The following is a 21,661-nucleotide window of genomic DNA, read 5'->3' on the forward strand; positions in this document are numbered from 1 at the left end:
AGATGATTGAAATAACCGAAAGGGCAATCAACGTTTCGAAAGTTCTTCAATCAATCCTTGCGAAAGAGGCAGGGGCCCTCGCTCATTTCATTGGAACGATTCGAAAAGAGGAAGAGATTTCTGGACTTTTCTACGAATGCTATCCGGGGATGGCCCAAAAGACCCTCGAAAAAATTTCGACAGAAGCAAAAAAGAAATGGCCTCTTTTCAAAATCTCCATTGTCCATCGTTATGGCTGGGTCGGTCTCGGCGAGCCGTCTGTTGTGATTGCCGTCTCAAGCGCGCATCGAAAAGAGGCGTTCGAGGCCTGCCAGTTTATCATCGATCAGATCAAAGAGAGGGTGCCGATCTGGAAGCGTGGGTTGCCGGCCAGAGAAGAGAGGTTTGCCTATGCCGAAAATCAATGATGTGACCGGCGTTATTTTAGCGGGCGGGAGATCAAGCCGTTTCGGAACCAACAAGGCGCTCGCCCTTTTCCAGGGGATCCCCCTGATCGATCGGGTTCTGAATGTCATGAGTCCGCTCTTCCATGACCTGATGATCGTCACCAACACGCCGGAGATTTACGAACGCCTGCATCTCCCCCTTGTGAAAGATTTCGAACCCTACTTAGGACCGTTGGGAGGAATTTACACCGCCCTCCGAGAGACGAGAAACGATCGAATCTTTGTTGTCGGCTGCGACATGCCACTGCTGGATCCAAAAGTCATCTCGGGAATCATCCAGAAGTCAGAGGAAGCGGATGCGGTTGTACCGATTCACGACGGCATCCGTGAGTTCCTGATGGCAGTCTATTCCCGCAAACTCCTCCCGGAGATCTGCAAGAGCCTTGGCGAAGGAAGGCTTTCCGTAAAGGAGCTCTGTTTTCATATACCGTGTATCGAATGGATCCCGGTCAAGGGGGATTCCTGGACCGCGATCAATACCGCTGAGGAACTCAAAAAATTGGAGGAGAGGTATGCTCGTTGATGGTTTTCAAAGACAGATCGACTACCTCCGCCTCTCTGTAACCGATCTATGTAATCTCCGCTGTCAGTACTGTATGCCGTTCGAGGGAGTTCCCAGGATGGGGAAGGAAAACATCCTGACCTTTGAAGAGATCACTCGGCTCGTTCAGATCCTCGTCCCTCTCGGGATCCGTCGTGTCCGGCTCACAGGGGGCGAACCCCTCGTTCGAAGGGACGTCCCAAGCCTGGTAAAAAGACTGAAGGAAATTCCAGGTCTTCAAGAGGTGCTGATGACCACAAACGCCATCCTTTTGAAACCGGTGGCGCAGGAACTGAAAAATGCCGGCCTCGAAAAGATCAACATCCACCTGGATACCCTCTCTCCGGAAAAATTCAGGAAGATTACACGTTGGGGAGAATTCCAGAATGTCCTCGATGGAATCGAAGAGGCCAAGAAGGCAGGCCTAAAACCGATCAAACTGAATGCCGTCATTCAAAAGGGGATCAATGACGATGAGGTTGAGGGACTCCTGCTCTTCGCTGCCGAGAAGGGACTGGTCCTTCGATTGATTGAACTAATGCCGATCGGACCGGCACACGAGATGATGGGGAAGCGATTCATCCCGATAGAGAGCTTGAGATCCCGACTGGAAGAAAAATATTCGCTCCTGCCGGCCCGTCTGGAGATCGGGAGCGGACCGGCTGTCTATTATAAGGTCAGGGAGCTGGGAACCCTCATTGGATTTATCAGCCCGGTCTCTCAACCGTTTTGCAAGAGCTGTAATCGAATTCGGATCGGAAGCGACGGGCGATTTCAGGATTGTCTGGCGTACGATGGAAGTTTTTCTCTGAGGGACCTTCTTCGGAATCCGAATTATTCCGATAAAATGGTCGCTGAAGAGATTGTTCATCTGCTGCAGGGGAAGCGAGAGAGTCACAAGAATTTCATACAGGATGAAACCATTCAAACCCCCTGTATGTATGGGATTGGAGGATAAACATGATCGACATCTCGGATAAAATCGAAACCCTTCGAACCGCTGTCGCCGAGTCAAAGGTGATTGCCAAAAAAGAGACAATCGACAGGGCAGTTCGTGGTGAGACTCCTAAAGGAGAGGTTCTTCCGATTGCTCGAGCCGCAGCGGTACTGGCGGCAAAAAAGACATCGGAACTGATTCCCTATTGCCACCCACTTCCTCTGGATTCTGTCACTATTTCATTTGAACCTGAAAATTCGCGAATTCTCATCCGCTCTGAAGTGAAGACAGTTGGAAGGACTGGTGTTGAGATGGAGGCGTTAACAGCAGCTTCTATTGCTGCCCTCACGATTTACGACATGGTCAAGGGAATCGATAAAGAAGTGGCCATCGGCGAAACGAGACTTGTCGAAAAACATGGAGGGAAGAGCGATTTTGAGGAAAAATTTCTCACCCCTCTTCGAACCGCTGTCCTCGTCACCTCGGACTCTGTCTCAGAGGGAAAGAAGACGGACAAATCGGGCAAATTCATTGTGGACGAGATGAAGAAATTTCCCGTCGTAGTCCAGCATTATGAGATCGTCCCCGATGAGAAGGAAAAAATTCGCCAAAAGATAGTGTCCTGGATCGAAGAGGGAATTCAACTCATCCTAACCACAGGGGGCACAGGGCTAGGGCCCAGAGATGTCACCGTAGAGACGGTCCGGGAGATAAGCGAGCGGGAGGTGCCAGGCATCGCCGAGGCAATGCGAGTCTTCGGCCAAAGACGAACACCGTACGCAATGCTCTCACGTGGAGTTGTGGGCGTCAGGAGAAACACACTCATCGTTACATTCCCCGGCTCTTCCAATGGTGTCAGAGAATCGATACGAGCAATCTTTCCGAATGTGCTGCATGCCTTCAATATGATGACGGGGGGAAGACATTAAAATATGCCAGACCCGATTTTTTATTTGATGCCGCTATTTTTTTTAACGGCCCTCATCTACTCAACAGTCGGACTTGGAGGCGGATCAACGTATCTCGCCCTGCTGGTTCTCTTTTCAATCCCCTACCAGGCGATCCCGAAGATCGGCCTCATCTGTAACCTGATTGTCGTGACGGGGGGATGTTTCTTCTATATAAAGGAAGGGCACTTCTCCTTCAAAAAAACAGTTCCATTTGTCCTAACCTCGATCCCCTTCGCCTACCTCGGAGGACGGATTCCGATTCAGAAGGAATTTTTTCAACTTCTCTTAGGTTTTTCCCTTCTCGCCGCCGCCGTCAGGATGCTCCTCGCAGAAAAGGCCTACTCCGCCTCAGGTTCCATCGGATGGAAGAAATCTCTTCTGATCGGGTTGCCCATCGGCGCCCTTCTTGGTCTTCTCTCGGGGCTTGTCGGGATCGGTGGAGGAATCTTTCTCTCTCCCCTCCTCTGTCTCCTTCACTGGACAGATGCGAAAGGGGCCGCTGCCTCAGCCAGTTTCTTCATCCTCGTAAATTCCCTGGCAGGGTTGTCAGGACAGATCATGAAAAGTGGCGTTCTTCCGGAGATGATCTTCATCATTCCTCTGGGTGTGGCAGCATTGTTAGGGGGTCAGATCGGAAGTCGGCTCGGATCCCGCGAGATCCCAAAACTTGCCGTTCAGAGGATCACATCAATTCTGATCTTTTTTGTGGCAGGCCGCCTTCTCTGGAACGGATTTTTATGATCATCAAGCCCTCACTCAGACTCCTCTTCTGGGAAACAACGACGGGATGCAATCTCGCCTGTATCCACTGCCGCCGTTTGGATGTCGCCACGGAGATGATGCGAGATGACTTAAGCCTCGCCGAATCCTTCACCTTTATTCAGCAATTAAGAGAAGTGGGTCATTGCATTCTCGTCCTCTCCGGCGGTGAACCTCTGATTCGAAAAGATATCTTCGATATCGCGCAGTATGCCAACTGGCAGGGACTCACCGTTGCGCTCGCGACAAACGGGACCCTGATTGATCGCGATGTCGCTTCCAAAATCCGAAAATCGGGAATCCATCGTGTCGCAATCAGCATTGATGGAAGTGATCCAAGCACGCATGATGATTTTCGCAAACAACCTGGCTCTCTCGCCGGAGCCCTTCAGGGAATGACCTTCTGTCGGCAGGAAGGGATCAGTCTGCAGATCAACTGCACGATCACTCAGCATAACGTCCATCAACTGGATCCGCTTTATCAATTGGCCCTCGAGCACCAGGCGGATGCGTTTCACCTCTTCATGTTGGTCCCGGTCGGCTGCGGGATGTCAATCGCCGATAGCCACATGCTCTCAGCCGAGAAGTATGAGGAGGTTCTAAATTGGATCTATGATCGGGCTCAGGAAAAAAAGATGTTTGTAAAGGCGACCTGCGCGCCGCACTATTTTCGGGTAGTGAATCAACGAGCTAAAAAAGAGCACCGCCCAATCGGGGGGGAGAAACAGGGGATGCATGCCTTTACCCGTGGTTGTTTGGCCGGCACCGACATCTGTTTCGTCTCGCACAAGGGCGACGTCTTCCCGTGTGGCTACCTTCCAGTTCCAGCTGGGAATATCCGTCATCAATCGTTCCGTGAGATCTGGGAAAAATCACCCGTCTGGGAAGGCTTCCGAAACACCGATCTTCTCGAAGGAAAGTGTGGGCTCTGCGAGTTCAAGAATATCTGTCTAGGCTGCCGGGCCCGCGCCTATTACGCCACAGGAAATTTTCTCGCGGAGGAGCCGTACTGTGCCTATGAACCGGTTGCCATGAGAAGGAGGGCCCGATGATCAACGTGTCCAAACTCTACTGCGGACATGAGACGGAAAGTGATCGACTTCGTTATGGGGCCCACAAACAAACGAAATTAAGCGAGATCCGGCCGGTCGTAGTCTGGAATACCACCCGAAGGTGCAATCTCAATTGCCTGCATTGTTACAGCGATTCTGAAAATAAAAACTACACCGGTGAGCTCACGACGGAAGAGGGGAAAAGACTGCTAAATGATTTAGCCGGCTTCAAGGCCCCCGCTGTTTTGCTCTCCGGCGGAGAACCCTTGATGAGGGGCGATCTTTTTGAACTTGTCGCGCATGGTCGTTCCTTGGGTCTCCGATTTACCCTTTCGACGAATGGGACACTGATCAATCATTCAATGGCAAAAAAGATCTATGACAGTGGATTCGCCTATGTCGGGATCAGTCTGGACGGAATCGGTCCTACCAATGACCTCTTTCGTGGGAAGCTCGGTGCCTTCGAGGGGGCGCTTCGGGCGTTCCGAAATCTGAAATCGATCGGTCAAAAGGTCGGCCTCAGGATGACGCTGACACGACACAATATCTCCGAACTCTCACGGATCTTCGACTTGATCGAAGAGGAGAAGATCGACCGCGCCTGTTTTTACCACCTCGTTCCTTCCGGGCGAGGCCGAATGATGGCCGATGACCTCCCGACATCCGAGGAGATACGACAGGCGGTTGAATTGATCTGCGAGAAGACGAAGAAGTGGTTTCAACGAGGGACTCCAAAGGAGATCTTGACGGTCGACAATCATGTCGATGGGATCTTCGTCTACCTGAAACTCCTCCGGGAAGACCCTGCACGGGCGGCAAAGATTTACGAACTCCTCAAGATCAATGGAGGGGCGCTCAAGAGTTCTGGCGTTGGAATTGGCTGTATCGATTTTCTTGGGCATGTCCACGCCGACCAGTTCTGGATGCACTACTCCCTCGGCAATGTCCGCAAACGTCCCTTCTCTGAAATCTGGCGTGATGAGCGCGAACCGCTTCTCGCGGGTCTCAGGAATCGAAAATCATTTCTGACAGGACGTTGCGCGAGTTGTCCCTATCTTGACCTTTGTGGTGGATCCCTCCGCGTTCGGGCAGAGCTACTGACCGGCGACCGCTGGGCGACTGATCCAGCCTGTTACCTTACAGGTGAAGAATTTGGTCGGGGCGCAGGGATTTGAACCCTGGACCTCTTGGTCCCGAACCAAGCGCTCTACCAGGCTGAGCTACGCCCCGATTTGCTGAGGTTATCATCTGAACTCCGAGGAGCAAGTCAAAATTTAGAAAAGAGACCCCCAAATAAGTTCCTCAATCTGGGCAATCGGAAAGGCACCGGAGAATGGACCCAAATTGGGTAATTTTTCCGGAAGGGCTTTAGGTTCATAATAGCCGATCTCTGGATCATAATAACTCTGAGGGTAGTGCCCAAATCGATTCCCGTCTTCTGTAACAATCTCTGTCCGCTCATGAAAGATCCCATGAGGAAAATGATGTGGGCTTGCATCAGGGTGGACAAAAGGGACGTAGGCAGGTGACATCCAGAAGGCAAGATTGCGGGCAAGTCGCTGCCAATCCCCGCGCTGCTGAAGGACGCTTCTTGCCTTCTCCGAAGAAATTCCCATGAGCGTCGAATACCCCTCGGCATGAAGTTCAAGGAGCCGATCGGCATAGAGGGCAAGCCGGCGATCCTCTTTCCAGAGCTCGCGTCCGTCGTGTTGGGTCACCATCCGCTGTCCAACAAGGAGATGGAGGGCAAAATAACTCTCAAAGAGGAGAAGAGCCCGAGCCATCGGGGAACTGTTCGCCCTTTCTACAAAATCGGCATGGCTCAAGTGAGGTCTCTCCCAGGCATGTTCGCTGACCGAGACATAATGATCTTTTGTCATCTTGCCTGGGATTTGAATCTCAGAGAGATTAGCCAACTCTTCAAAATCCCTTAAGCCAGTGACCCCGAGATTGGCATATTTCAGGACGCCACGCCAATCCGAGAGCTTCCCCATCCCAAAGGCCATCGTCGGGAAAACAATATCGGGCGAAGGGATATAACGCCCATCATCCCTGGCCCTTTGGTAAGTGCCACCGTAGTGTATTGTCTGGGCATGAAACGCAACGAGAGGCGCTGTATGAAAAACACCGTGACGCGCCAAGAGAGCAGCATCGTGGATCGCCATCCTAAGCCCTTTGAAAAAATCCTCATCCGAAGTGGAAGGATCGGCAAGCTGACGATAGTAGTCCCTCTCTGTTCGAAAGGCGATCGCCTCCCGACCATTGATTGTCAGAAGAAGAGGTCGACCCGCCTCGTCTCTGATAGGCTCCGGTAAATGGCTCTGTAATCCCAAATTCTTCGTCACCTCTAACCATTGAAGCTCACGAACGAGATCTTCTCCCGACTGAGGCTTTCCACCCAAATGGACGGTGTGTGCATACTTAATCGCAAGAAACCCTCCCGTGCGGGGATCGGCATAGAGATCTGTCCGACCACTCTTCTGGGGTGTTTTCTCCCGAATCCCCTCTCGAGCCAAAAAGTCATCCAAAGTCATCACCTCCCTTGAGAAAGAGAGATCCCGTATCGTCACGGTCTGCGGCTCTTGAGGGAAGTGATGCAGAAAAGTCTTCATGAACCGTGGGACAGTGGAGGTCCGATGGCCCTGCATTGGGCCGAATCCAATCCGTCGAATTCTCAAGTCTCTCCAAATCGAATCGGCCAGATGTCGGAATCTTTTTTCTTTCAAGGCACACCCCAACCCCTCCGCGGCCAGGAGCGCAATGGAGTGATCGGGATGCCGAACCCCTGCCATCAGCAGATCAACAGCGACAGGGTTCAGCTGCTCCGGAACCACCTGACTTATATAGGCAAGCGCGCGGTAGGCATTGCGGAGCGAACTCACCTCAACTGAACCGTTCGTCCCATGGGCATTCAGATAGACAACCCACTCATGCCACTTCCTTGACACCGCAAAGCCACACCGATGAGTATAGTCACCTTCATTCCCAAAGAGCATCGCACGACCTTCAGAATCTTTTATGATTTCTGGCGAATCAATTGGGAACGGCAGTCCTTTCAATCTCTCCATCCATTCAATCTCGGCGAAAAGGTTAACAATCCTCGTGTCCATCGCTCCCCGTGGATTTCTGAGAACAACGCACCGGTCGGGATTTGAAGGATCCTCGAAGAACTTGGAATAATGAATGCCCCCAAGCTCCTTACCCGAACTCAAGGGAACCCCTCGTGCTGCTAAAAATGCCTCCCCCACTTGCCCCGTTTCCACAAAAGAAGCTTTGATATCTTCAAAGAGGCGGAGCGGCCAAAAATCCGCCTGATCCCCAAACTCCGAGACAGCAGCCTGAATCTTCGTTAAATCAGGATCCCTCGTAAGGAACTGGGTTAAGCGAGATCGATTAACAATACTGTTGCCAACCTGATCTGGATCAAAACCGAGACGTCGTTCGAGAGATCTTGAACCTCGGCCAAAGAGCATTGTCACCTGCGAGTCAACACAACGAAAATAGAAACTCTCAAGGGTCCATGGGGTCGCCTGAATCTGGGAACCAAGTATCGATGTCGTAAGTCCCTCTCCCAGTATCCCTCCTCCCGTCATGACAACGCCCTGAGATATCGAACCGATCAAGTAACCCAGCGGACCCATCAATTTCTCAAACATTTTTCCAACACCCATTAAGAGGAACCGGGCGGGGAGCCCTTCCGTCAGCTCGCAAACGACACGTTCTCCATAATTACCATCTTTTTCAATTTGCCCTGTTTCCGAATCACGATATTCGCGGAAATTTGCCGACACAAGGCTCGTACCGATCTCATCCGCAAATATGGCTGGGAGCAAAAGAGACTTTTTTGATCGAAAACGAACGGAACGGGTGAGAAGATATTGTGTCCCATAAAAGAGGAATTCTCCCCAATGGGAAATCACGAATTGATAGGCAAGGCTGAAAGGGTCTTTGAAATGATCTGCAATTCTTGAAAAAGTCCTTTCAGCGTCAACCCCGGACTGAGGATGCCTTTCATGATACAATCTCTCAGCGGCTGCGTAACCGGAATCGGCCTTAGGTATGCTTCTCAGTGCCTCTGACATTTATCTCTGTGTCGTCTGACTTCGATGTTTGTTTCGGCTAAATCGGCTGCTTTTCCAATCGATTCAGATTTTTTGTACCCCCTAAAAGTACGAGACCCAAAAAAACCCACAATTGATTTCCCTCTATCATTAATATAGCGTCTCTCCCCATGACCAAGTCCGGGTACCCGCCTGCGGCGGGTGGATTGCGGCGACCGAACCGGGGCGCCCGCTAAGGTGGGCCGGTGAGGAAGTACCCGAAGGCAAGAGCCGGAGGGTAAAATGGTTGGAAACGGAGTCGGAAACCATGTCATGGAACCTCATCGAAGAAGCCAAAAAAATCATCGGGATCCGATCCTTGACCAATGAGGGAACTCGAGCATTGGCCGAGCACCTTGTCCCCCTTTGCCGACAGGCAGGCCTCCAGATAACCCTTCGGCCCCCTTCCAAACCAACCGGTTTTGATGAGCTGAATCTGATCGCACATACAGTACCGGACGGATCGGAAGATCTCTGTCCAAATGGGCTCTTGATGGTCACCCACCTCGATACCGTCCCGGCCGGAGACCCTGCCTTATGGACAGAGACGTCAGGGAAACCTTTTCAGGCAACAATCAAAGGGGATAAAATCTATGGCCTCGGAAGTGCCGATACGAAGCTTGATTTTCTCTGCAAGCTAAAGGCGATCGAAGAGGTCGGCGTCAAAAACATCAAGATCCCCCTCTGCCTCGTCGGTTCCTACGGGGAAGAACGGGCGCTCGCCGGGATTAAAGAACTGCGTCTTTCGGGGAGGGTCAAACCCCGTTTTGCATTAATCGGGGAGCCATCTGAATTAAAGCCGGTGCTGAAGCATAAGGGGATTTTGTATATGCAAGCTTGTTTTGATTTGAAGGGCGGGTGGCTCGGGTCGGGCGCCCGCCCGCGCGCAACGGGTGAGCACGGGTGGGCGGAACCCGAGACAGGACCCGCCCTTGTGAAAACCAACATTTTTCATGGCCGCGCTGCGCATGGCTCGACCCCCCACCTCGGTGAAAACGCGATCTTTAAGGCGTTCGAGTGGCTCTTCGAGGAACAGAAAAAAAATCCGCTCATTCAATTGGCCGAAATCAACGGCGGGACGGTACATAATATTGTCCCTGAAACCTGTATGCTGAAAACTACTAGCGGAGAAAAACCATGCCCACGGATCGAATTCCTGAAGACCTTTTGGGGCCTTTATCAGACAGCGCAGGAAAGATTAGGAGAAAACACCGACTCGCTTTTTGATCCACCAATCACCACGGGCAACGTCGGCGTCTTAAAGACAAAAGAAGATCGGATAGAGATGGAATTTGATTTTCGGTTAATCCCCGCCACGAATGGGAATGAACTGTTCGAGATCTTTCAAAAAATTTCCCATCTTTCGGGTGCCTCACTTGAGGTAATCTCCTCAAATCCGCCGATGGATACTTCGGAGAGGTCGGAAATTGTCCGGCATGTCTCTTCTTCATTAAAAGAGATCGGTCTTCCCGTGGAGTTTCATGCGAAGGCGGGGAATACAGAAGGGGCGATCGTGAGTCAGATGGGGGCTGAGGCGATCGTGATTGGCCCGGGACGTTCTACGGGAAACATCCATAAGCCGAATGAGTCGAATGAAATCTCGCAATTGAAAAAGGCGGTTGAGTTCTATGGGGTCCTTTTGAGGAGGTTTTGCTAATATGAGCTTTCTCATCCGACCTGCCAGCTTGCCAGATACCGGGGATCTTCTCCGTCTCTCGTCATCCCTCTCAGCCAGAGGTTTCCTGACCCTCCCTGCGGATACGAAGGGGATTGAACATCTGATCAAGCTTTCCAGCCGATCCTTTTCCAACCAGTTGGATGACAGAGATGAAGGGGAATACCTTTTTGTTTTGCGAGATAAAGATCAGGAAAAGATTATCGGATGCTCACTGATCATTGCCCGTCATGGAACTCCGGAGTCACCCCACAACTATTTTGAGGTGCTCAAGGTTCAGAAGGCATATCGACGTCTGAACAAGGTCTTCAAGCACCAAATCTTGCGACTCCGCCTCGATGCGGAGGGGAGTACCGAGCTGGGTGGCTTGATCCTCGATCCCGCCTATCGGGGCCACCCCGAAAAATTGGGGAAACAGATCTCTTTCGTAAGATTTCTGTACATTCATCGTCACCCCGAAAAATTTATGGATCGTCTGCTCGTCGAACTCCTCCCTCCACTCACGCCGGATGGGAAGTCACTTTTTTGGGAATCACTTGGCAGGAAGTTTACGGAAGTCGATTATCATGAAGCGGACCGTATTTCTCGAGAGGACAAAAGCTTCATCACCTCTCTCTTTCCTGAAGGAGATCTCTACGCTAACTTTTTGCCGGATGAGGCTCGTGCACTGATCGGTGAAGTCGGCCCAGAAACAAAACCGGTAGCCAAGATGTTAGAGGAGATCGGATTCACCTATCTTAGTCAGATCGATCCGTTTGATGGAGGTCCACATTACGGCGCGATGAAACAGTCGATCAAGATCGACAAGGTTGAATCCCTTTTTAACAAAAGTTCACTGAAGATAGAAATCGATTAAGGAAACCTATGTCACACGCGATCCTGATGGGCGACCCAACACATTTTCATATCTCAGGAGGGGCGAATCCTTTCACGAGAGACTGGTGGGGCCGCAGAAAGTTTGTTGATCAGACGAAGGCAGCCGAGCAGTGGAGACAACTCGCTCGAGTTTTGACCGACTTCGGCATCCAGGTCTTTGTCATCCCCTCTTCTCCGAATAATCCTGGCCTCGTCTACCCTGCCAATGCCGGTTTTTTGAGTCAGCTTGAGGAAAAAATTCCGATCCAAAAAAAGAAATTCATCCTCTCCAATCTCCTCCCCTCCAGGGCGGGGGAATGCCCGATCTATCGCGACTTTTTAAGAGGGCTCGGCTTCGCCGTCGTCACGATTAAACACCGCTTCGAAGGAGAGGCGGAACTTTTCCCCGTCGGTTCGGAACATATTTTTACCTACGGAGGGGTTGTGAAACAACGTTTCACCCCAAAACTTGGACTCCCCCCCTGGAAACGGGTCTATGGCTTTCGCACGGAACGGGACGCCCTTCAGGAGCTCCGTCCCTATCTCGGTGTTTCCGCAGTCCATGATTTTGAATTGCTGCAGGAGTCCCACTATCACGGCGACACTATCTTTTGTTCTTTTGGTGAAAAACGGGAATTCTTGCTCGTCTATCTGGAAGGACTCGCCCCCGAATCCCGCGAGAGGTGCGTCAAGATCTTCGGGGATCGACTAATCCCTCTCTCCACACGAGATGCCTTTTTCTATGCGACAAACTCCTTTCAGGTTCGAACCAAGGAAGGTTTGAAACTGATTGTCCCTGAAGGAGCCAGTCATATTCTTTTGAAAGAAATTGAAACGCGTGGTGTTCAACCTTTCCCGATCAATGTCTCCGAATTTTTAAAAAAGGGGGGCGGTGCAGTGAAATGTATGATCGGAGATTTGGGGGAGTTGATCGATGAGACGAGTCAAGTGACTCCATCGATACAAAAATTTCGAGAAGAACACCTATTTCGTTGACAATAGCTCACCAGAAAATCAATAATAAATCATGTCGCGAAACGGCACAGCACCTGAGATAGAAAGTTTACCGCTGATTCATCTCAAAGATCCCATCAAGAAGAAGGAAAAGAAAAATATCCTCTCGGAAGAGATTCGACCGATCGATCTTGAAAAAACAAAAACGATCGCCGATCTGATCGAGGCGTTCGGAGGGATGTCGATCCAGGCGAGGCGGATCGGTCAGTGTGCGGAGGTGCTGCGGAATCTCTATGCCGACAAGGATCGGCCCACTGTCTTTCTGGGACTTGCGGGTCCCTTGATCGCTGCCGGTTTAAGAAAAGTGATCCGTGACATGATTGCGTATGGTCTCGTCGATGTCGTCGTCTCTACAGGGGCGATCATCTATCAGGATGTTTATCAGGCGCGTGGTTACCGTCATTATAAAGGATCCCCAAACGCTGACGACGCCAAGCTGCGGGATCATTATATTGACCGCATTTACGACACCTACGTCGATGAGGAAAAATTTTGGGAGACCGATTGTTGGGTCGGGAAATTTGCCGACACACTTCCTCCGGGCAATTACTCCTCACGAGCCTTCCTGGAAAAGCTTGGTTCCGTCTTGAAAGACGAGGACTCTTTCTTGGCAACCGCTGTCAAAAAAGGAGTTCCCGTTTTTGCGCCGGCCATCAATGATTCCTCGATCGGGATCGGACTGACCGAACATTACCATCGTTGTTCTCAAGAGGGGCGCAAGGGACTTTCGATTGATTCGATTCGTGATAACTACGAACTCACCCAGATTGTTGAGAAATCCAAAAAGACCGCCGCCTTTTATGTCGCCGGGGGGGTCCCGAAGAACTATATTAATGATAGCGTCGTCATGTGCTACATCTTTGGCCGTGAGACTGGAGGTCATACCTATGCCCTCCAAATCACGACCGATGTCCCACATTGGGGTGGGCTCTCTGGAAGCACACTCGAAGAGGCGACCTCGTGGGGAAAGATCAATGCGAAATCAACCCGCGCGATGGCGTTTGTGGAACCGTCCGTCGCCCTCCCCCTGCTGGTCGGATATTGCCTCCAAAAAGAGCTGACCAAAAATCGAAAATCGCTCCTGCTGCAGTGGGAAAAAGACAGGCTAAATACCTTGAAAGTTTCTCCTTAATGCATTGGAAGTTTCGTCCGTGCCCATTGATAAAACGAATGAAATTTTTTTGAGGAGAGCATCGCTTCGTTTTCTGCGAGTTTTCGTCCCTCCCAGCCGGCAAGAATTTTCAAGTCAAAAAGCTCTGCGAGCCAGCGGATCGCTTGCCCATCCTCTGAGAGTGAATAGAGCCGAAGAAGAAGATAGCATAGCTCTCCATGTCTTTCGCTCGCCGTCCGAATCCCGCTGACATGGGCCAGGACCGCTTCTCCCAGCAAATAACCGGCCTGTATCCATGAAAGGGTTGCCTGATGAAAATCTCCTCGCCTGAGATAATGTTCTGCCATCCTGGAATGATCGATAGCGGTCTTGATGAGGGTTTTCCATTCTTCAGGCGAAACAGGTCTCTGGTGTGATTTTCTTCTAAGAACGGGCCGTATCATTTCTGTATTCCTCTATTCCCCTCCCAAAAAGGAGTTTCCCTTCACTATATATTTTGCCCATAAGGGGGTGATTTTGGGAGATCTTGTTTCTTAATTCAGAAACGCTCAGAACATAAGGGACAAGGAGATTCCCTCCAAATTCCGTCAGGAGGGGAAGCCTTTTTTGGGCCAGGATCCGCTGAACATCGCTCTTCCCCTCTTCGTCTGAGACAACCACCAAAATATCGATGCCGGAAAAAGTGGTCTCGTTACCCCTGGCGACACTCCCAAAGAGGATCACCGATTCGGCAAGAGGTTTGAGCGGATGAAGAATCTTCTCCATGAAGTGATGAAAGGCATCTTTCTCTTTTTGAAAAAGTGGGACCAGGATCTCTCGAACAAGGTAGGAACCCTTATTCATTTTATAGAGAAAACTCTTGCCAGCATGCGTGAGTTCAAGAACCCCTGTGTTCAGGAGTTCTTTCAGAGCCTGATGACAGGACCACACCCCCATCCCTATCTGGATCGCAATCTGACGCCCCGAGAGGGGGTTGCCAGCAGCAAGCTTCCTCAAGATATTGACCTTCATCTTTGTTCCCAAAATCTCATCGAGGAAATTCGAGAAGATCATACTTTTATTAGTATATATATACTAAATTAATTATACAATGAGATTTTATTTGACCTATAAACAAATTGTGCTACCTGTATCTTAAATAGAATCTTTAATTTCATAAACCAAACTTAAACAGGAGGAGACGACTATGGGGAGATCTATAAAAACAATGGGATGGGGATTCATGCTCTTGGTAAGCGTGGTCCTTCTAACACCGGCTTTCGCTGCTGATGAAGGCTCGACCTCATTCTGGGAAAAGACGAAGGTGATGGGGTCGGTTGATGTGAATTATAACTACAATTTTAACCGTCCAACCACCACGGCGGCCGCTGCCGCAGCCAACGGATATCGCGTCTTTGATGTAAATCCCAATACCTTTAATATAGGTCTCGTTGACATCGCGTTGGAAAATTCCCCGGCCGATTGGGTCACCTTCCGAACCGATCTCGATTTTGGGCGTAATGCCACCTTCTTCCATGCTGCCGGCTTTGGGGCAGCGACCGATGTCTTTGATCTCCAACAGGCTTATGTAGCGCTCAAGGCTAACCAGGTCGGAAATGGACTTGGGTTTAAGATCGGGAAGTTTGTGACCCTGCATGGGATGGAGGTGATCGAGGCCGCTTCAAATTACAATATTTCACGAGGCCTGCTCTTTAATTACGCGATCCCATTTACACACACAGGGGTCGTCGCGACTTATCCTTTCTCCGATATGGTCTCCCTCGATCTCGGTATTGTTAATGGGTGGAACAATGTCCTCGATAACAACAACGGAAAGACCGCCCACGGGATGCTGACCGTAAAACCAAATGATGAGTGGACATTTCTCTTGGGTGGAACGTTTGGGCCAGAGACTGCCGGAAATGACAGGACGATTAGATCTCTTCTGGATACCTCGCTGATCTACAAACCGATGGAGGATTGGACACTGGCCTTAAATTACAACTGGGCCCGTGACGGTGGCTTCGCGGCAGGGGGTAGTAATGGAGCTGCCGATTGGCAGGGTCTCGCTGCCTACGCCGACTGGAAGGCGACTGATATGTTCGGCTTAACACTACGCACAGAATACTTTGATGACGACGTCGGTGCCCTTGGAGCTGTCGGTGCCGGCGCAACCGCCTCGGGAAAACTTTTTGAGGGGACCCTTACCTCTCATACTTATCTGATGGAAGGACTCGATCTCCGGTTTGAGTTCCGCCATGATCAGGGGAACAACAATTCCTTCCTGAGAGGAACAGGGGCGGTCCGAAAATTCCAGGATACGATCGCAAGTCAATTGGTCTACTCATTTTAGGTGTAACCCCCACCTTAGGGAGGGGGTTATTCAAAGGGAGGAGATATGAACTGGCACAAGAGACTCTTTGTTACACTCTCGACAATCATCATGGGCGTGGCGTTATTTCCTGGTTTCCTTCATGCCCAGGAAGTAGGGGATCTCAAGATTGCCGCAGATACGGTATGGACACTGCTCACCGCGTTCCTCGTTTTTTGGATGAATGCGGGATTCGCGCTCGTTGAATCCGGTTTCTGTCGGGAAAAAAATTGCGTCAACATTCTGGCGAAGAATTTCATCGTCTTTGCCGTCTCCTCTATCGCCTATTGGGTCGTCGGATATGGACTGATGTTTGGAAACGGTACTGGATTCATTGGAAAGGAAGGGCTCTGGTTCCTTTCCGGCGTCGATAATAGCCCGGCAACCGGTGAGGCGTATCAGGGAGCCTACACAGCGCTGAACTGGACCGGAATTCCTCTCCTCGCAAAGTTCTTTTTTCAGCTCGTTTTTGCCGGAACGGCAGCAACGATTGTTTCTGGTGCTGTTGCCGAGCGAATCAAGTTCCTCTCATTCATTGTCTTTTCCTTTTTGATTGTCGGGATCATGTACCCGATCACCGGACACTGGATCTGGGGGGGCGGCTGGTTGGCGGCGAAGGGATTTTTCGACTTTGCCGGTTCAACGGTCGTCCATTCAGTGGGTGGTTGGTGTGCCCTGGTCGGTATCCTCTTTCTGGGTCCCCGTATCGGGAAGTATAAGGATGGGAAGGTTCGTCCCGTCCCCGGACACAATATGTCAACCGCTACGTTGGGCTGTCTGATCCTATGGCTCGGCTGGTTTGGTTTCAATCCCGGCTCCACGATGGCAGCCGATGCCTCCGCGATCGCGCATGTCGCCGTCACAACGAATATGGCAGCAGCGATTGCGACCCTGACGGCAACAGCAACCGCATGGATCTTGCTTGGCAAACCTGATCTCGGGATGATCTTAAACGGCACTTTAGCTGGTCTCGTAGCGATCACCGCCCCCTGTGCCTTTGTCAGCATTTCAAGTTCATTGGCTATCGGGGCGATAGCCGGTATTCTGGTTGTCCTGTCGGTTGTGATGTTCGATAAAATTCGGGTCGATGATCCGGTCGGTGCCCTTTCGGTCCATCTAGTCAACGGGATCTGGGGAACGCTTTCGTTGGGTTTGTTCGCTCAACACTCAGTCCTGCCAGCCGGTCTTTCAGCCGCCACCTTTAAGGATGGGCTCTTTTTCGGCGGAGGGAGCGCACAGCTTGTTTCCCAATTGACAGGAATCATCACCGTCGGTCTCTTCACTGTTCTCGTTTCCGCGATCGCGTGGGGCCTCATCAAGTTGGTTCTCGGTTTGAGGGTCACCGCTGAAGAAGAGGTCGAAGGGCTTGACTTTGGTGAACATGGGAATAGAGCGTATCCTGATTTCCAAACCGCCTCTTCCATTGAGGGAAGGGCATAAGGAGAGAGTTTATGAAAAAAATTGAAGCGATTATCAAACCGTTCAAACTCGACGAGGTGAAGGAGTCACTCCAGAAGATAGGGGTTCAGGGAATGACGGTCAGTGAGGTCAAAGGCTTCGGGAGGCAAAAAGGACATACGGAGCTCTATCGAGGCGCTGAATATGTCGTTGATTTCCTTCCCAAAGTAAAAGTTGAGGTCGTCGTGGAGGATGGACAGGCCCAGCCTGTTGTTGAGGCGATCATGAAGACAGCCAAAACAGGGAAAATCGGAGATGGGAAAATCTTTATCTCCTCACTCGACGAAATCGTTCGAATTAGAACTGGAGAAACAGGAAAGGCTGCCATTTAGTCCCCTCATTGACAACCTTGAAAACGGCGTGTTACGAGGCCAACTTTAAAATTTAAAAAAGATAACGAAAGGAGTAGTTTCTATGACACCGAAAGAGGTTCTGGCTTTTGCCAAGGAAAACAAGGCACGAATCGTCGATTTCAAGTTTATCGACCTTCCTGGAGTTTGGCAGCATTTTTCAGTTCCGATCAGTGAATTATCCGAATCCAGTTTTGAAAATGGATTTGGTTTTGACGGATCCTCCATTCGAGGTTGGCAACCGATTGACGCCTCGGATATGTTAATTATTCCAGATCCAAGCACTGCCGTTATTGATCCTTTCTGTCAGGTCCCAACCCTCACGATGATCGTTGATGTCGTCGATCCGATCACGAAAGAACCTTATAGTCGTGATCCGCGTTATGTCGCCCGCAAGGCAGAGGCCTACGTAAAATCAACCGGAATTGGAGATCGAATATTTTTTGGTCCTGAGGCTGAGTTTTTTGTCTTTGATTCGGTTCGGTTTGATCAGAACTCCCAGAGCGGCTTCTATTTCATCGATTCGGTAGAGGGTAAGTGGAATTCCGGTCAGGAAAAGCTTACAAATGGGCAGACCAATCTCGGTTATCAACCCCGCTTCAAGGAAGGCTATTTCCCGGTTCCCCCGACCGACACCCTTCAAGATATCCGCTCAGAAATGGTCCTGGAGCTGGAGAAGCTGGGAATCGTCGTTGAATGCCAGCACCATGAGGTCGCTACTGCGGGTCAGTGTGAAATTGACATGCGGTTTGATGCCTTGACCCCCATGGCGGACAAGCTGATGTGGTTCAAGTATGTCCTCAAAAATGTCGCACGCCGGCATGGCAAGACAGTCACCTTCATGCCGAAGCCGATTTTCGGCGACAATGGATCCGGAATGCACTGCCATCAATCGATCTGGAAAGGGGATAAACCACTGTTTGCCGGTGACAAATACGGTGGTCTCTCAGAGATGGGACTTCATTATCTGGGCGGTATCCTGAAACATGCCAAGGCGTTGGCTGGCTTTACGAATCCAACCACAAACTCCTACCGTCGGCTCGTCCCTGGTTTTGAGGCGCCCGTCAATCTGGCCTACTCAGCCCGGAACCGTTCTGCAGCGATTCGTATCCCGATCGTCAACTCGCCCAAGGCAAAGCGAATCGAGGTTCGTTTCCCAGATCCATCCTGCAATGGTTATTTGGCCTTTGCCGCACTTTGCATGGCTGGCATCGACGGGATCCAGAACCGGATCGACCCCGGAAAGCCACTTGATAAGGACCTTTTTAGCCTCTCTCCTGAAGAGCTCGCTACGGTCCCTCATATGCCGGGTGGGCTTGAGGAGTCGCTCAAGGCGCTCGAGGAAGATCAATCCTTCCTGCTCAAGGGAGATGTCTTCACGAAGGATCTCATCGAGAAGTGGATCGAGTATAAAGTAGAGAATGAATTGAATCCTGTAAGACTTCGTCCGGTTCCGTACGAGTTTGCGTTGTACTTCGACATATAGATTCCCTGTCGTAGGGGCATCCCGCGTCGCGGGATGCCCCAATCTCTCTTCTGATATCTTTATTTACTTTTATTCGTAATTCTCTTACACTTACGTCTCATTTATTTTAAAAAGGAGATTCCGTCATGAAAACAATCGTTCTTGGCATTCTATGCGCCCTTCTCGTTTCATGCAATCAGATGAAGAAAGAACCATCGGCGGACGCCTCATCCAACGCAGTCGTTCCGGGGACAGGCGCACCGCTTGCCAAACTCAACAACGAAGTCATTACAGAGGATCAGATCCGAAAGATTGCCGGAACGAGACTCGTGATGGCGGAGATTGATCTCTACGACGCACGCAAAGAAGCGATCGATCAACTCGTTCAGGAAAAACTTCTCGAAGAGGAATCAAAAAAGCAGGGGGTCCCTGCACCCGAACTGATCAAGAAGAATGTAACGGACAAGACAAATGTGACCGATAAAGAGGTCGAGAAATTTTATAACGACAACAAGGATCGATTTGGCGGGAAGGGAATTGATGAAATGAAGCCCCGGATCAAGGCGATGCTGATGGGCCAGAAAAATCAGGAAAAGATGCAGGCCTATGTCGAGCAACTCAAGAAAAAGGCGAAGGTGGAGTACCTTATTGCAGCTCCGAAGCTTGAAATCCCGGAGGGGGATGCCCCGGCCCTTGGACCAAAAGACGCCCCAATTCGTCTCGTGGAATATACCGACTATGAGTGTCCCTTTTGCGGTCGAGCGCGCGACGCCGTCAACCAGGTCTTAAAGGAATATAAGGGGAAGGTTCGCTACGTCATTAAGGACTTCCCCCTCTCCTTCCACAAAAACGCCTTCAAGGCGCATGAAGCGGCTCACTGCGCGGGGGATCAGGGGAAGTATTGGGAGATGAATAAAAAGATCTGGGGAAATCAAAGGGCGATCACCGAAGAGGATCTCAAAAAATATGCCTCTGAGATTCAGTTAAAAACAAATAATTTTGAGGAATGTATGAGCTCAGGCAAATTTGCCTCCCTTATTCGACAGAATGTTCAAGAGGGGCAGGATGTCGGTGTCTCAGGGACGCCAGCCTTTTTTATTAACGGCCGGCCACTGTCCGGGGCACGGCCGTTCGAGGCGTTTAAGGAAATTATTGACGGGCAGCTCTCGCAGCAATAACTGTTTCTTGTGCTCGATATTCGATTCGTCCTCGAAAACATCCCGAAGGTTCGTGAGTCTTTGGCCAAGAAGGGGTTCCGGTTTGACCCCTCTGATCTTGAGCACCTAAACGATCAAAGGAAAAAACTCCAAAAAGAATTCGACGACCTTCGATTTGAGCAGAATCAGGTTTCGAAGGAGGTCCCCCTTCGTAAAAAAGAGAAAAAACCGGTCGATGACCTGATGGAAAAGATGAAGGTCGTTGCCGACCGCGTGAAAAAGATCGGAGAAGAGTCGTCCCGGATCGAGGGGAAAATTAATGAAATTCTTCTGACCCTCCCCAATCTTCCCCATCCTTCCGTTCCGGTTGGAACGGATGCCTCGTTCAACAAAGAAGTCCGAAAGTGGGGGGAGATCCGAAAGTTTTCCTTTAAACCTCGTGAGCATTGGGAGATCGGTGAGACCCTCAAAATTCTAGATTTTAACGCGGCGTCGAAGATAGCGGGGAGTCGGTTTGTTGTTTATCGAGGTCTTGGGGCACGGCTCGAGCGGGCCTTGATTAATTTCATGCTCGACCTCCACACCCAGAAGCATGGCTACGAAGAGATCTGGCCTCCCTCCATGGCAAATACCCGCTCCCTGACCGGCACTGCCAACCTCCCAAAATTCGAGGCGGATCTCTACAAGACGACCGAAGGGCTCTATCTGATCCCGACGGCAGAGGTTCCCCTCACGAATCTCTATCAGGATGAAGTTTTGAAGGAAGAAGGGCTTCCGATCTCTGTCACCGCCTTTACCCCCTGTTTTCGGAGTGAGGCAGGGGCCGCCGGCAAGGACACGCAGGGGTTGATTCGCCAGCATCAGTTTAACAAGGTAGAGCTCATGAAGTTTGCCACCCCGGAGACCTCTTATGAGGAGCTTGAGAAATTACTGTCCCACGCCGAAAAGGTTTTGCAACTTCTGGAGATCCCGTACCGTGTTGTGACCCTTTGCTCCGGTGATATGAGTTTCGCCTCGGCGAAGACCTATGACATCGAGGTCTGGCTCCCGGGGCAAAATGAAGGGAAGGGGGCGTATCGGGAAATCTCCTCCTGTTCCAATTTCGAAGACTTTCAGGCACGACGCGTGAATACGCGCTACAAACCAAAGGATGGCGGCAAACCGCGTCTCGTTCATACGTTAAATGGCTCCGGCCTCGCAATCGGCCGGACCGTCGCCGCAATCCTGGAAAATTTTCAGGATGAAAAAGGATTCAAAATTCCTAAGACACTTCAGCCGTACCTCGGCGTTGAGAGAATTGGTTAACTTCAAGGCGTTCGGTGTTTTTGGGATGGTTTGTTTGGAATAAGCCAGACAATGAGGAGAGAGAGAGCGCCCAAGATAGCTAAACCAAGGAAAAGAATGTCAATGTCAGTCATTTCTGTCTCCCTTCTCGTCTGCT

General features: G+C 50.7%; 20 protein-coding genes and 1 tRNA gene. 17 read left to right on the forward strand and 4 right to left on the reverse strand.

The features are described from left to right. Positions 1 to 2 precede the first annotated feature (2 nt). Genes HYT76_01310 through HYT76_01340 form a run of 7 tightly spaced genes read left to right on the forward strand, consistent with a single transcriptional unit; the run spans position 3 to position 5,860 of the window. Positions 3 to 407: a molybdenum cofactor biosynthesis protein MoaE gene (locus tag HYT76_01310; GenBank protein MBI2082184.1), complete on the forward strand. Its 405-nt coding sequence runs from the start codon at positions 3 to 5 to the stop codon at positions 405 to 407. Next, positions 391 to 969 carry a molybdenum cofactor guanylyltransferase gene (locus HYT76_01315; GenBank protein MBI2082185.1) on the forward strand — a complete coding sequence of 193 codons (579 nt, stop codon included), beginning with the start codon at positions 391 to 393 and terminating at the stop codon, positions 967 to 969. Before HYT76_01310 ends, HYT76_01315 begins: the two co-directional genes overlap by 17 nt. Beyond that, positions 959 to 1,945, forward strand: a complete 987-nt coding sequence (moaA, locus tag HYT76_01320) for a GTP 3',8-cyclase MoaA (GenBank protein ID MBI2082186.1) — start codon at positions 959 to 961, stop codon at positions 1,943 to 1,945. Before HYT76_01315 ends, moaA begins: the two co-directional genes overlap by 11 nt. A 2-nt stretch (positions 1,946 to 1,947) precedes the next feature. Beyond that, positions 1,948 to 2,853 (forward strand): bifunctional molybdenum cofactor biosynthesis protein MoaC/MoaB, encoded by a 906-nt coding sequence (locus HYT76_01325; GenBank protein MBI2082187.1) that lies wholly within the window; start codon positions 1,948 to 1,950, stop codon positions 2,851 to 2,853. 27 nt (positions 2,854 to 2,880) lie between these two features. Beyond that, complete coding sequence (locus HYT76_01330) at positions 2,881 to 3,615, forward strand: sulfite exporter TauE/SafE family protein (protein ID MBI2082188.1); 735 nt, start codon at positions 2,881 to 2,883, stop codon at positions 3,613 to 3,615. After that, positions 3,612 to 4,685, forward strand: a complete 1,074-nt coding sequence (locus HYT76_01335; protein ID MBI2082189.1) for a radical SAM protein — start codon at positions 3,612 to 3,614, stop codon at positions 4,683 to 4,685. The genes HYT76_01330 and HYT76_01335 overlap by 4 nt, the downstream gene beginning before the upstream one ends. Then, complete coding sequence (locus HYT76_01340; GenBank protein MBI2082190.1) at positions 4,682 to 5,860, forward strand: radical SAM protein; 1,179 nt, start codon at positions 4,682 to 4,684, stop codon at positions 5,858 to 5,860. The genes HYT76_01335 and HYT76_01340 overlap by 4 nt, the downstream gene beginning before the upstream one ends. Here the strand turns inward: HYT76_01340 and HYT76_01345 are convergent. Then, positions 5,839 to 5,915, reverse strand: a tRNA-Pro gene (locus tag HYT76_01345). The two genes, HYT76_01340 and HYT76_01345, sit on opposite strands and share 22 nt — an antisense overlap. Before the next feature lie 44 nt (positions 5,916 to 5,959). Continuing rightward, positions 5,960 to 8,767, reverse strand: a complete 2,808-nt coding sequence (locus HYT76_01350; GenBank protein ID MBI2082191.1) for a hypothetical protein — start codon at positions 8,765 to 8,767, stop codon at positions 5,960 to 5,962. Between the two features lie 286 nt (positions 8,768 to 9,053). On the opposite strand from HYT76_01350, the gene HYT76_01355 reads away from it, so the two are divergent. From HYT76_01355 to HYT76_01370, 4 genes are read left to right on the forward strand one after another with little or no spacing between them, the layout of a single operon-like run. Continuing rightward, a complete protein-coding gene (locus HYT76_01355) occupies positions 9,054 to 10,442 on the forward strand; it encodes a M20/M25/M40 family metallo-hydrolase (protein ID MBI2082192.1) in 1,389 nt (462 codons plus the stop codon). A gap of 1 nt (position 10,443) precedes the next feature. Then, on the forward strand, positions 10,444 to 11,316 hold the full coding sequence (locus HYT76_01360) for an arginine N-succinyltransferase (protein ID MBI2082193.1): 873 nt from the start codon (positions 10,444 to 10,446) through the stop codon (positions 11,314 to 11,316). A gap of 8 nt (positions 11,317 to 11,324) precedes the next feature. Continuing rightward, the gene (locus HYT76_01365; protein ID MBI2082194.1) at positions 11,325 to 12,311 is read left to right on the forward strand and encodes a hypothetical protein; all 987 of its coding nucleotides are present in this window, start codon (positions 11,325 to 11,327) and stop codon (positions 12,309 to 12,311) included. 31 nt (positions 12,312 to 12,342) lie between these two features. Then, positions 12,343 to 13,461: a deoxyhypusine synthase family protein gene (locus tag HYT76_01370; GenBank protein ID MBI2082195.1), complete on the forward strand. Its 1,119-nt coding sequence runs from the start codon at positions 12,343 to 12,345 to the stop codon at positions 13,459 to 13,461. Here the strand turns inward: HYT76_01370 and HYT76_01375 are convergent. Beyond that, positions 13,458 to 13,883, reverse strand: a complete 426-nt coding sequence (locus tag HYT76_01375; GenBank protein ID MBI2082196.1) for a hypothetical protein — start codon at positions 13,881 to 13,883, stop codon at positions 13,458 to 13,460. The genes HYT76_01370 and HYT76_01375 overlap by 4 nt on opposite strands. After that, complete coding sequence (locus tag HYT76_01380; protein ID MBI2082197.1) at positions 13,864 to 14,493, reverse strand: nucleotidyltransferase domain-containing protein; 630 nt, start codon at positions 14,491 to 14,493, stop codon at positions 13,864 to 13,866. Before HYT76_01380 ends, HYT76_01375 begins: the two co-directional genes overlap by 20 nt. A gap of 169 nt (positions 14,494 to 14,662) precedes the next feature. Between HYT76_01380 and HYT76_01385 the strand changes: the two genes are divergently transcribed. From HYT76_01385 to serS, 6 genes are all read left to right on the forward strand, one after another. Continuing rightward, the gene (locus HYT76_01385; GenBank protein MBI2082198.1) at positions 14,663 to 15,772 is read left to right on the forward strand and encodes a porin; all 1,110 of its coding nucleotides are present in this window, start codon (positions 14,663 to 14,665) and stop codon (positions 15,770 to 15,772) included. A gap of 45 nt (positions 15,773 to 15,817) precedes the next feature. Further along, complete coding sequence (gene amt / locus HYT76_01390) at positions 15,818 to 17,230, forward strand: ammonium transporter (GenBank protein MBI2082199.1); 1,413 nt, start codon at positions 15,818 to 15,820, stop codon at positions 17,228 to 17,230. Between the two features lie 11 nt (positions 17,231 to 17,241). Further along, complete coding sequence (locus tag HYT76_01395) at positions 17,242 to 17,580, forward strand: P-II family nitrogen regulator (protein MBI2082200.1); 339 nt, start codon at positions 17,242 to 17,244, stop codon at positions 17,578 to 17,580. 82 nt (positions 17,581 to 17,662) lie between these two features. Next, complete coding sequence (gene glnA, locus HYT76_01400; GenBank protein ID MBI2082201.1) at positions 17,663 to 19,084, forward strand: type I glutamate--ammonia ligase; 1,422 nt, start codon at positions 17,663 to 17,665, stop codon at positions 19,082 to 19,084. A 125-nt stretch (positions 19,085 to 19,209) separates the two neighbouring features. After that, complete coding sequence (locus HYT76_01405) at positions 19,210 to 20,241, forward strand: thioredoxin domain-containing protein (protein ID MBI2082202.1); 1,032 nt, start codon at positions 19,210 to 19,212, stop codon at positions 20,239 to 20,241. A gap of 9 nt (positions 20,242 to 20,250) precedes the next feature. Beyond that, positions 20,251 to 21,525: a serine--tRNA ligase gene (gene serS, locus HYT76_01410; GenBank protein ID MBI2082203.1), complete on the forward strand. Its 1,275-nt coding sequence runs from the start codon at positions 20,251 to 20,253 to the stop codon at positions 21,523 to 21,525. The last annotated feature ends 136 nt before the right edge of the window (positions 21,526 to 21,661 follow it).

The organism is Deltaproteobacteria bacterium (genome assembly GCA_016180845.1).
Lineage (GTDB): Bacteria > UBA10199 > UBA10199 > JACPAL01 > JACPAL01 > JACPAK01.

Bases quoted from the DNA above. Each gene is read 5' to 3' on its own strand.
- HYT76_01310 (MBI2082184.1), top strand. From the start codon at position 3: ATGATTGAAATAACCGAAAGGGCAATCAACGTTTCGAAAGTTCTTCAA.
- HYT76_01315 (MBI2082185.1), top strand. From the start codon at position 391: ATGCCGAAAATCAATGATGTGACCGGCGTTATTTTAGCGGGCGGGAGA.
- moaA (MBI2082186.1), top strand. From the start codon at position 959: ATGCTCGTTGATGGTTTTCAAAGACAGATCGACTACCTCCGCCTCTCT.
- HYT76_01325 (MBI2082187.1), top strand. From the start codon at position 1,948: ATGATCGACATCTCGGATAAAATCGAAACCCTTCGAACCGCTGTCGCC.
- HYT76_01330 (MBI2082188.1), top strand. From the start codon at position 2,881: ATGCCGCTATTTTTTTTAACGGCCCTCATCTACTCAACAGTCGGACTT.
- HYT76_01335 (MBI2082189.1), top strand. From the start codon at position 3,612: ATGATCATCAAGCCCTCACTCAGACTCCTCTTCTGGGAAACAACGACG.
- HYT76_01340 (MBI2082190.1), top strand. From the start codon at position 4,682: ATGATCAACGTGTCCAAACTCTACTGCGGACATGAGACGGAAAGTGAT.
- HYT76_01350 (MBI2082191.1), bottom strand. From the start codon at position 8,767: ATGTCAGAGGCACTGAGAAGCATACCTAAGGCCGATTCCGGTTACGCA.
- HYT76_01355 (MBI2082192.1), top strand. From the start codon at position 9,054: ATGTCATGGAACCTCATCGAAGAAGCCAAAAAAATCATCGGGATCCGA.
- HYT76_01360 (MBI2082193.1), top strand. From the start codon at position 10,444: ATGAGCTTTCTCATCCGACCTGCCAGCTTGCCAGATACCGGGGATCTT.
- HYT76_01365 (MBI2082194.1), top strand. From the start codon at position 11,325: ATGTCACACGCGATCCTGATGGGCGACCCAACACATTTTCATATCTCA.
- HYT76_01370 (MBI2082195.1), top strand. From the start codon at position 12,343: ATGTCGCGAAACGGCACAGCACCTGAGATAGAAAGTTTACCGCTGATT.
- HYT76_01375 (MBI2082196.1), bottom strand. From the start codon at position 13,883: ATGATACGGCCCGTTCTTAGAAGAAAATCACACCAGAGACCTGTTTCG.
- HYT76_01380 (MBI2082197.1), bottom strand. From the start codon at position 14,493: ATGATCTTCTCGAATTTCCTCGATGAGATTTTGGGAACAAAGATGAAG.
- HYT76_01385 (MBI2082198.1), top strand. From the start codon at position 14,663: ATGCTCTTGGTAAGCGTGGTCCTTCTAACACCGGCTTTCGCTGCTGAT.
- amt (MBI2082199.1), top strand. From the start codon at position 15,818: ATGAACTGGCACAAGAGACTCTTTGTTACACTCTCGACAATCATCATG.
- HYT76_01395 (MBI2082200.1), top strand. From the start codon at position 17,242: ATGAAAAAAATTGAAGCGATTATCAAACCGTTCAAACTCGACGAGGTG.
- glnA (MBI2082201.1), top strand. From the start codon at position 17,663: ATGACACCGAAAGAGGTTCTGGCTTTTGCCAAGGAAAACAAGGCACGA.
- HYT76_01405 (MBI2082202.1), top strand. From the start codon at position 19,210: ATGAAAACAATCGTTCTTGGCATTCTATGCGCCCTTCTCGTTTCATGC.